This is a genomic window from Paenibacillus wynnii (assembly GCF_030812855.1).
Lineage (GTDB): Bacteria > Bacillota > Bacilli > Paenibacillales > Paenibacillaceae > Paenibacillus_AQ > Paenibacillus_AQ wynnii_A.
In genome coordinates, this window is the sequence record NZ_JAUSTK010000035.1 from 44,909 (window position 1) to 55,087 (window position 10,179).

At 40.8% G+C, this 10,179-nt stretch carries 11 protein-coding genes; 9 read left to right on the plus strand and 2 right to left on the minus strand.

The annotated features are described in order from the left end of the window. Nucleotides 1–552 precede the first annotated feature (552 nt). The 8 genes from J2T20_RS22880 to J2T20_RS22915 all read left to right on the plus strand — a co-directional run bounded on the left by J2T20_RS22880 (nucleotide 553) and on the right by J2T20_RS22915 (nucleotide 6,335). Nucleotides 553–1,281 carry a hypothetical protein gene (locus J2T20_RS22880; protein WP_307591891.1) on the plus strand — a complete coding sequence of 243 codons (729 nt, stop codon included), beginning with the start codon at nucleotides 553–555 and terminating at the stop codon, nucleotides 1,279–1,281. A gap of 58 nt (nucleotides 1,282–1,339) precedes the next feature. Next, on the plus strand, nucleotides 1,340–1,735 hold the full coding sequence (locus J2T20_RS22885) for a GntR family transcriptional regulator (protein WP_307591893.1): 396 nt from the start codon (nucleotides 1,340–1,342) through the stop codon (nucleotides 1,733–1,735). Between the two features lie 16 nt (nucleotides 1,736–1,751). Next, on the plus strand, nucleotides 1,752–2,681 hold the full coding sequence (locus J2T20_RS22890) for an ATP-binding cassette domain-containing protein (protein ID WP_307591894.1): 930 nt from the start codon (nucleotides 1,752–1,754) through the stop codon (nucleotides 2,679–2,681). Between the two features lie 3 nt (nucleotides 2,682–2,684). Next, nucleotides 2,685–3,590, plus strand: a complete 906-nt coding sequence (locus tag J2T20_RS22895) for an ABC transporter ATP-binding protein (protein WP_307591896.1) — start codon at nucleotides 2,685–2,687, stop codon at nucleotides 3,588–3,590. Then, complete coding sequence (locus J2T20_RS22900; RefSeq protein WP_307591897.1) at nucleotides 3,583–4,872, plus strand: ABC transporter permease; 1,290 nt, start codon at nucleotides 3,583–3,585, stop codon at nucleotides 4,870–4,872. The genes J2T20_RS22895 and J2T20_RS22900 overlap by 8 nt, the downstream gene beginning before the upstream one ends. A gap of 36 nt (nucleotides 4,873–4,908) precedes the next feature. Further along, entirely contained in the window at nucleotides 4,909–5,103 is a 195-nt protein-coding gene (locus J2T20_RS22905; protein ID WP_307591898.1) for a hypothetical protein, read from the plus strand. 123 nt (nucleotides 5,104–5,226) lie between these two features. Continuing rightward, nucleotides 5,227–5,505 (plus strand): hypothetical protein, encoded by a 279-nt coding sequence (locus tag J2T20_RS22910; RefSeq protein WP_307591900.1) that lies wholly within the window; start codon nucleotides 5,227–5,229, stop codon nucleotides 5,503–5,505. After that, complete coding sequence (locus J2T20_RS22915; RefSeq protein ID WP_307591901.1) at nucleotides 5,502–6,335, plus strand: copper amine oxidase N-terminal domain-containing protein; 834 nt, start codon at nucleotides 5,502–5,504, stop codon at nucleotides 6,333–6,335. Before J2T20_RS22910 ends, J2T20_RS22915 begins: the two co-directional genes overlap by 4 nt. Before the next feature lie 139 nt (nucleotides 6,336–6,474). On the opposite strand, the gene J2T20_RS22920 is transcribed toward J2T20_RS22915, so the two are convergent. Together J2T20_RS22920 and J2T20_RS22925 are read right to left on the minus strand one after the other, a co-directional pair. Continuing rightward, nucleotides 6,475–6,975, minus strand: coding sequence for a GerMN domain-containing protein (locus tag J2T20_RS22920; protein WP_307591903.1), 501 nt, complete (start codon nucleotides 6,973–6,975; stop codon nucleotides 6,475–6,477). 31 nt (nucleotides 6,976–7,006) lie between these two features. Continuing rightward, complete coding sequence (locus J2T20_RS22925) at nucleotides 7,007–8,410, minus strand: N-acetylmuramoyl-L-alanine amidase family protein (protein ID WP_307591905.1); 1,404 nt, start codon at nucleotides 8,408–8,410, stop codon at nucleotides 7,007–7,009. Nucleotides 8,411–8,750: 340 nt separating this feature from the next. Here J2T20_RS22925 and J2T20_RS22930 point away from each other — a divergent pair, with 340 nt between their 5' ends. Then, entirely contained in the window at nucleotides 8,751–9,905 is a 1,155-nt protein-coding gene (locus J2T20_RS22930; RefSeq protein WP_307591907.1) for a stalk domain-containing protein, read from the plus strand. Nucleotides 9,906–10,179: the final 274 nt, after the last annotated feature.

Consider the following 10,179-nt stretch of genomic DNA (forward strand, 5'->3'; position numbering starts at 1 on the left):
GTAGCGTCAAGAAGTTTGTGTATGAGAGTAGAAGTATCTCCTCGGGGTATCCGCGACAACTACGGAAAATCGTCTACCTATAGGGGGATCAATTTATATAGTTGCACAACGTACACTTATATTTCTCCCTTAGCACACTTTAGGGTGTTTAATTGCACTTTATACACTTATTTTTTGGTATTCCGGGGTTTAACCGGCATATTCGTGTTTTTAGTTGCACAAAGTACATCTATCCATACATCCGAGCGCCAAAAGCTAGAAATAAGTGTATAAAATACATCTATTTTACTGACGCTTCCGGGTGCAGAAATAGAGGGAGAAAACCCTATACAGGACATAACGGATTTCTGTCTTTCTCGTCACCTGTCAAGAACTGATTTTAGTGTTGAGCCGAAAAAGGTGGCCTAAACTCTTTTGTGAAAAAGTTAAAAAGTGCTTGACGATGGAAAATTAAGGACATATACTGTGTATATAGATATATACAGTAAGCACAGGTAAACACATCCTGAAGATTACGAGTGAATTCTAAACAATAAAGTGAGGTTAGTGTTCATGAGGACATTAAGAGATTCCTGGTTTATGTTGCGTGGTGAGTTGCGCGGGGACAAATTATCAATACTGTTCACCTTATTGTTCTCGGTTTTTATGATCGGTTACTTGGTGTTTTTCACAGGAATGCTGATTAATAGCTCCATAGGTGATAAGCAACAGACAGCGATTGTAGACTTCATGCTGATTACGATGGTTCCCATCCTTGGTTTTACCTACACTCGGCGTACGTTCACGTATTTGAGCGAAGATTCATATACCAAAATGTTAGCCTACTTGCACAGTCTGCCTATACCGGCTGCAGTTATTCTATGCAAGAGAAAAATTCAGGCAATTCTAACCTTAGGCCTGAACGGTATTTTGTTCTTCGGATTGATGTATGGAATCGGCAGGGAGATCAGGCTGGAGATGTCACCGGTTCCGTATACCGTGTTTGCCCTAACCTGGATTGGTTATGGTCTTGCTGTGACAGGTCTTTATATCTTCATCGAGTTTCTGTTCAGCGGCAAGATGTACTGCTTGTTTACCTTTATCATCATGATAATATGTGCCGGGGTTTCTGCACTGGTGAAGTTAACGGGAGGAAATTTGCTTTTCTACAGCATCTCCTGTTCTAAAGAGTATGAATTCTTATCCCCATTAATGTGGGGAAGCCTGCTTACCGGAGTTGTCTTTATGCAGTTATTCTCTAAATGGACGATACACCGATTGAAGAAGCGGGATCTTGTATGATTAATAAAAGAGGTAAGGAAGCATTCCGATATAACGGAGTGGAAGGCGGTGTGTAACGATGTGGATACCTATACAAATCAATGAAAATAGTGCCGAACCCCTGTATCACCAGATAGAAACCCAATTGCGTGCGCTGATTATAAGTGGAGTGATTACGGAAGGAACGCTGCTTCCTTCTATACGTGAATTTGCCGGGGACCTGAATTGCAGTGTCATTACTGTCCGCCGGGTATATCAGGATTTGGAGGGGGAAGGCATGCTGCGTACGAGACAAGGAACAGGTACTTTTGTTTCTCATGTAGGAGATGGTGCGCGTGAGGGATACAAGCGGGATGCAGTTACAAAGGCACTGGAGAGTGCGGTGAATATTGCCCAATCGGTTCATAGCAGCGAAGAAGAGCTAAGGGAGATTTTTCAGGAGATTGTAGAACGGAAATATAAAGAACAACAGTGAAAGGGGGTATGACTGGATGGTACAGATGGCAATTGAACTGCGGAATGTACGCAAACAGCGGCGCACCAAAACAATAGGCCCGCTTAATCTAAAGCTGCCGGAAGGACATATCACCGCTCTGGTGGGGCAGAACGGTTCGGGTAAGAGTACTTTGCTACAAATGCTGCTACAGCTGAATCACCCGGAACAAGGGCAGATCTACTGGTTCGAAAGTATGTATGCAGATAGACTCCCCGTCGAACTTCGGCAGAGAATAACCTATGTGCCGGAGACATCGCTCTCAGAGGAGAAACACTGGAGTGCAGAAGATGCTGCAAGATTCCGAAGTTATTGGTATCCGCAGTGGGATAACTCTTATTTCCAAGAGCTTATTGACACCTTTGAGGTCCCCCTAAATATAAAGCTTGGCAAAATGTCAAAAGGGGAGCGGCGCAAGTTCGAAATTGCGGCTGCCTTGGCTGCACGCCCCCGTCTGCTGCTGCTGGATGAGCCTTCGTCGGGTTTGGACCCTTTTGCCTGGAAGAAGATGATTGAGGTCTTGCGCCGGTATATGAATGAGAATAATGCCACAATCGTGATTTCAACTCATATAGTAGAAGAAGTTCGCCGATTGGCTGATTATATCGTGTTTATGCATCAGGGACAGGTGCTTGGAATGGCTGAGAAAGACAGCTTATATGGGCTCTGGAACGAAGTATGGGTAAACGTCAGCGATCAAGAAGAGCTTAAGGAGCTTTCTGCAGAGCTTCCCGGAACGCTTCACTGGACGATGGACACACCGGGAGTGGCTTCATTCGTTACAGAACATTTTTATAAAATAGAGAAACGCATCCAGAATTTAGGCGTACATGTTATTAAAAGCCGTAGTCTGGAGCTCGATGAAATACTCAGCTTATGGACTCAAGGGCATTATCCTGAATTAGTTGATCTAGAGAGAGGGGATTGAAGAATGGAAGCTTTGAAGCTGGATGGTGTAGTGAAGCAATTCGGAGAGAAAACAGCTGTAAACAGAATTAGCCTGAGTGTGGAGCCCGGTGAAATTTACGGCTTGCTCGGGGCTAACGGAGCGGGTAAAACAACTACTATGCGTATGGTGTTGGGTCTAATTTATCCGGATGATGGGAAGATCCTGTATAGCGGTAAGGCATTCAACAGCGAACTGCAGCAGATCATGGGTTATCTTCCGGAAGAACGGGGACTGTACCCGAAGGTGAAGGTTAGCGATCAGATCATCTATTTGGCCCGTCTGCGGGGGATGTCATCTAGTGATGCGGATAAGAGCCTGCGTTACTGGCTGGATCGTTTCGATGTGCCGGATTATTACAATAAGAAGGTCGAAGAGCTGTCCAAGGGCAATCAGCAAAAAATGGGCTTTATTGCAGCGGTTGTACATAAGCCGCGTCTCTTAATCCTTGACGAAGCGTTCAGCGGTCTGGACCCGGTTAATGTGGAGCTGCTAAAAGATACGGTTAGAGAATTGCGCGATCAAGGTACGAGCATCCTGTTCTCGACGCATCGGATGGAGCATGTTGAAGAGCTATGCCGCCATATTACCATTATGGATCGTTCTAATACAGTCGTTCAAGGAGATATCCGTGAAATCAAGAAGGGTTATCCGCGAGAGGAAGTGTTGCTTCGTACATCTTCAGAGGTATCCGGCTTGGAGACCTTGCCAGGCGTTACGGGTGTTCAGCGGCAGGAACGCGGTTATCTGCTGACGATAAGTGAGATAGCCGCTGCACAGCGTATCTTACAGCAAGCGGTAGGGCAAAGCGAAGTGGAGCATTTTGAAATCAAGGAACCAACATTAAACCAAATCTTTATCAAAGTGGTAGGTGGTGAATCTAATGAATAAGATGGGAACAATAATCGGATTTACCTTTAAAAATAAAGTAAAAACGAAGTCCTTTATGATCACTACGCTGGTATTAGTACTGCTGTTAAGTATTGGTATGAATATTCCATACCTGATTAAAGTATTTCAAGGCGACGATGAAGCGAGTGCAGGAATTCACGTTGCTGTTGTGGCGGCGGAAGGCAGCCGGGCTTCAGAGTTGTTAAAGAATTATGCTTCAGGAGTTACTACTGAGGGCGGAGCTACAGTGGATCAGTATACATCTGCTGAAGATTCTGCACTGAAGACATCCCTAGATGAAGGAACGTTGGATGGCTACATCCAATTAGGGGCAGAAAGCGAGACTGGGCTTCCGCCAGTAACCTTCTATAGTCCAGACGGAGATATGGATGCTGAGGTTCAAACCTTCCTCCAATTGGGTCTTCAGCAGGCAAACGCACAGCTCATTGCTGGTGACAAGTTAACCCCGGAACAGATTGGGGCCATGAACGCACCCGTTCAATTGGATACGAAGCAGATCAGTACGGATGGAACTGCCGTGACAGACGAGGAGAAGGATGAGGCTCCGATCATTAATTATGTGATTGTATATGCCCTCCTAATGATGTTCTTCATGTCCATTATGATGACAGGAAATATGATCGCGGCTGAAGTTACCTCCGAAAAAAGCTCGCGCATTATGGAAATTCTTATTACGAGCGCATCGCCTCTGGCCCAAATGTTCGGCAAGGTAATCGGTATCTTCTTAATCGGAATGTTGCAAATTGCTATTATAGCGGCTGCTGTTGCCGCAAATCTTATGCTTCCGCATAACGCATCGATTCTAACGGATTTTGACCTTGACCTGGGCCAGCTTAACGTCAATCTGCTGATTTACGGATTGGTTCTCTATGTTCTGGGGTACTTCCTATATGCCTTAATCTACGCGGCTATCGGTTCCATCGTCAGCCGTACCGAGGATTTGGGTCAGGCGGTTATGCCGATCACTATGCTGGGCCTTGTGACCTTCTACATCCCGTTATTCAGTATTTCGAATGCCGATACATTGGTTGTTAAGGTAGCAAGCTATATTCCATTCACTTCCCCGCTCAGTATGCTGCTGCGCATCGGGGTTGGCGATGTAGCTTTTTGGGAGATCCTAGTATCACTTCTGATCCTACTGGTTTCTATCTTTGTCTTCGGCTGGCTCGCCGCCAAGATCTACCGCACAGGCGTGTTGATGTACGGCAAGCGCCCTACCATCAAGGAAATCAGAAAAGCGATGAAGGCTTATAAGATTTAAGGGAGTTAACCCAAACCAATAGTAGGAGTTGCAATCATGGATAAAAAACAACAACAAAATTTAGGAATGCTATTCGTAGCCTCTTTTTCCTCACTTACAGTGAGCCAAATCATTGAGTCTAACGGGAGCAATCTGGTAGATTTCACGCAAGGGGTTCTAACGGGTATAGGCATTGTTGGCATGCTGCTAACGATCGTAACCTTTGGTAGATATTATAAGCGCAGCCGATAACAGGCTCATCCGCGGTTGAAGCTAAGACCGGGGAAAACTATATATGTTAAGTAATAGACCCTTGGCGCATCGGAGTTATTGATGCGGCAAGGGTTTTGAATATTTTATATGGAGGAATGCTCAATGAAATTTATTAAGAGGGTTAGCTTTTGGCTACCTCTGTTTTCTTTAATAATATGTATTTACAACTTATCAGGGCACGATGACAAAAACATACTACTATTTTTCTCAAATCCATTATTATTATGGCTTAATCCTTGGTTGACTCGGACCACCTTTGAGAATGAATTTATTGAGAAGGCTGTTCCCTACGCTCTACATTTTTTCTCTTGGTTTTTAGCAAGTATTTTAATAGATTGGATTATTTCATTGTTTAAAACAAAGAAGGATGGTGAAATATGAAGAAACTTGGGGCACTAATATTTTTGATCGTGATATTGTTAAATGTATCTTCTTATGTAAGCGCGGAGTCTATAAACGATAAGAAAGTAGTACTTAGCATAAATGGTTCTTTCTTAATTTATAGCAGTGGTACATTACCATATATCGATTACAACAACCGTATATTGGTACCTGCTCGCATCATTGCCGACGCTTTGGGCGGTGTGGTTCGATGGGACAACGTAAAGAAATCCTTGGACCTTAGTTCAGACAAACTTCATATTGTGTCAGCATTGAATCAGAAAATGTCCATAATTAATGGTACCGAAGTTCAGACAGATAGCGCCGTTACTAACAAAAACGGAACAATCATGATTCCTTTGAAATGGGTTGCAAATGGGTTGTCTGCCTCAGTAAGTTTCCATCAAGCATCGAGAGTGGCGTCTATTGAAAGCGGGGAATTTTTTAAAAAGGGCCGTTTGGAATTAATGAACAATGAAAGCAACAAGGCCAGTTTTGATCCTGAAATCGTACCCGTCAAAATCTCCTACGAGAAAAGCACTGACTATGCATTTAATACTATGCACGTCACCTTCAAAAACTTCTCCAATAATACTTATGCAAAGGGAGAAATTCAAGATCATCTCATCGCTCTAGTGAACAACGACAACATTTTTGACCTAGGGAGCAAAGGCGAGGTCATAAACGACACATCGACGATTGTTTCTTTGGGCCCCATCAAGCCAAACATGTCATATATTTATGAAATTCATATCAAACCATTGGATCATTTGGATCCTGGTCCGGCGCAATATGCCTTTTTAAGGTATTTCAAAAGGGTAGCATTTTAATAATTCCCATGTCTGCGGCGTTTCCAACTGGCATTCAATCAGCCACACGATTGAATGTCAGTTTTTTTATTTCAGAAATATTCCGTTAGGAACATTCTGATATGAGAACCACCAACTGCTATTACCGTTGATGAATGATTTATTCACGGTTTATTGGGTGATCCAATTCTACATGGCCCATTAGACTTTCAGATGATTCTCCGTCTACAAGCAGATCGATGCTGTGAACTTCCTCGAACTGAAAAAATGTTTCTCTAAGCACATCTAGGGCTAGAAGCTCTCCTCCTGCACCCAATCTTGCTTCATCCGGAATATGCACATCTAATGTCAACTTTCCTTGATCGAATTTTGTGGACAGTAAATCAATCTTGTTCCATAAGGAGACTAACTCGGTTTGATCCTTACTCTGAAGAGCTGCAAACGTCTTACTGTATTTGTCGGAGTTATCTTCAAAAGTAATTTCCTTCGTACTCTTCTCTAGTTGGGTTAGTTGGGCATCAACGTAATAAACCTGAATTTCTACAGTACTTGCAGAATTAGAACCTTGCACCGGGCCTGAAGAAGTGTCCTTGTTTCCACAACCTACGGTTAATAAACTAATTGCACATACTAAGATAGCAAGATGAATTCCTTTTTTCATAGAAGCACACCCTCTTGAGTTTTTTGCTGACTTACAGCTTCAGATACTCTTTTATCCCATCTACGATGGCTTGAGCCGCTTTGGTTTGAACGCTCTCTGACATCATAGCCTCTTCTTCAGGCAGATTACTTAAAAAACCCACTTCGAGAAGAACTGCGGGCATCGTTGTTTCTCGAATGACTTGTAAGCTGCCGTTTTTTACACCACGATCTTTTAGTCCCATTGCTTCGACCAAATGCTTATGAACGATGTTAGCAAGTTCCTCACTACTTGCACGCTGGTAATAGAACGTCTCGGTTCCCGTTGTCTGTGGGGAAGAGAGTACGCTGTTTCCATGGATGGATACAAACACATCTGCATTCAGATCGTTAGCTAATTTAACCCGTTCTGAACGTGTAGGATAAACATCTGTTTCGCGAGTCATGACCACTTCTATTTCGGGTTCTTGTAACAAGATCGCCTGAACTTTAAGGGCTAAAGCAAGGTTGAAATCCTTCTCATGTTTGTTTGTAATACTTGTTGTACCTGGATCGCTTCCTCCATGGCCTGGATCAATAACTACGACTTTTTTGCCTGAATCACTAATCGGGGTTGCTGGTGTCGGATCGTTTACCATAATCAAATCAAGAATAAATTTGCCGTCGATGTATTGTTGATTATAACTAACCGAACTCACATTGTTTAATTCAATAACTATTCGAACTTGGGCTGGATCATTTTTGAAAAGAGAATAGCGCACTTCAGTAAGATTCGGAATATCACCAGTACTTAATTTCCCCATAGATCCAGTTGGTGCTGGTTGACTCAGATTACCGAAATTCGTAGATGGGAAATCCACTACAATACGGTCGGGATTTTTCAATGTAGTAATCACTGGAGTAACCTCACGATCTAACGAGACGACGAGTTGATTGTTTGCATAATTTATTTCGTGAACAAGGTTGGTTGTCGCGTCATTTTGACTACTGTTGGCTGAAGACGATGGTGGAGAAGTAGTAGGGGTGCTTGCTAGAGTAACTATCTTTTCTTGGTTATTCCAGCCTACCTTCAAGCCCATTTCTTCACTAACAAATCGAATTGGAACGACAACGGTATTTTTGATTATTTGTGGGGCAATATTAAGCGAAACGGTACTGTTATCGACGGACGCCTCTTGCTTTCCAACAGTTAATGTAATTGTTTTAGAGCCTTGTTGAATATTTACATTCTGTGTTTTTTGATCCCAAATCACGTTAAACTCTAAGTTCTCGGCTACCACTCGAATGGGAATCATAATATTGTTGCGAACATTTACGACTTCAACTTCATTAGGTAGATTTAGCTCCTGGCCATCTAAAATAATTTTTGTTTGAGTTGTTGCTGCATGAGACTGAACTGGCATGAAGAAGAATAGTATTAGTGCGCTAAATAAAAACAATAGTACTGATTTTTTCATTTTACACCTCGGTTTAAAATTAACGTCTTACCATCAAGTATGCGGGGGATTATCATTCACCTCCTGCGACCCGCAAGGTAGCTTAAGAACACTATTTGCTTTAATATTACATAATTCTACATTTATACATATTTATCCTGTAAATATGAGAAATTTTGTGAAAATACATATAATTGTTACAAATGGATGGATTATATTATACAATTAATAGTAAATATTTCATGGAGGGGCTTTTATTTAAAAATATAAGCGATTAAATCTGAAGTAATGTTGCTACTGTTGCTTTGTCGCGAGCATCACGGGGGTTAAATAAACTCTATTATATGTAAGGAGAAATCTTATGAAAAAAATGATTCAAATTTTGATCTGTTGCAGTCTAAGTATAAGCTTTATTTCTGCATTTAATATTCATTCCGCCAAAGCGGCATCCTCTTATACGGTTGTGATAAATGATATAAATCCGATCGATAACCCTGTTTTTTTAGAAGGATTGAACTACATTCCGTTAAAGTCTAGCCTTGCAATATTAGGTTATCACGTTGAGTGGATCCAATCTGATCGTAGTTTAAAGATATACTCCCCTGATCAGACTGTTGTAATAAATATGAATTCTAAAAAAATAAATATTAATGGAAAGTTATCTGCTGAATATAAAAATGAAATTATTAATATGGATGGTCATTCCTTAATTACTGCAAGATATCTAGCTAAAATAATGAAATGTTCCCTTATAGTTGAGGGGGGGATTATCAATATAAAAAGTAAAAATCAATTTATATTAGGAGAATCACCACACATAACCTATTGGTTAAGTAACAATGGTTCTCTTTTTAGTTTAAATAAAGATATGGATGAGGCTCCTAAACTTACTGGGAAAATAAATTTAACATTAAGCGATGAAGGTTATTCCAAAATGACAATTAATAGTATCAGCAATCCCAATTCCTTTGTTGTAACAGCTACTAAATTTAGTGGAGAGCCCTTGATTTTTACTAGATCGGTTAAAATTTTTGTTAAAGATAATAAAATAGTAGAGTCGGTTGTGTTTGGGAATGAGGAAACGATTGAAACATCAAAACTCGGAGATTTATGGGTTTTTAATGATGGACAGGTAATAAAATATTTAAATGACCACGGTGAGATTATAAAAACTATCAAAATAAATGAAATAATTGCGAAGGATTCTTATTCAATTGATGGTTTTGACGGAGATCATATCGTCATTCTCAGATCAGAAACTAAAAAAAACCTGTGGGTTATTGATACAAGTACTAATCGAAGTTTTCTTCTCTACAAAAAACTGCTAAGCAAAGAGGAGCAAGCTTCAATTGAAAGAAATGCCGATATTACTGATATGCATTATGGCGATAATCTACATTTAAAATCGAAGAACGGAAATGTTCTATCGTTTAATTATTTCAGCTATCTACAAGGGGCTAAAGATATTACCCTTATGGTAGATATAAAAGATATTGAAAAATATTTTTTGGATTAAAAAACACATATAATACCGGAAGAAGAAAATATATATGTTGTGTAATAAACCCTTGGTGCATCGGTTGTTGATGCGGCAAGGGTTTTGAATATTTTATAGTGGACCAACAAGTAAATAAGTGTACTTTGTGCAATTATATCAGGAGGGTATAGTCATCTTTAGTGTTTTAGTGTACTTTATGCACTAGACATGCATAGAACCTTACACGAAATCGAAAAACTAAAAAAGTAATAATTTTACAGTTGTGTTTTTTGGATAAAGTGAAAAAAATCAA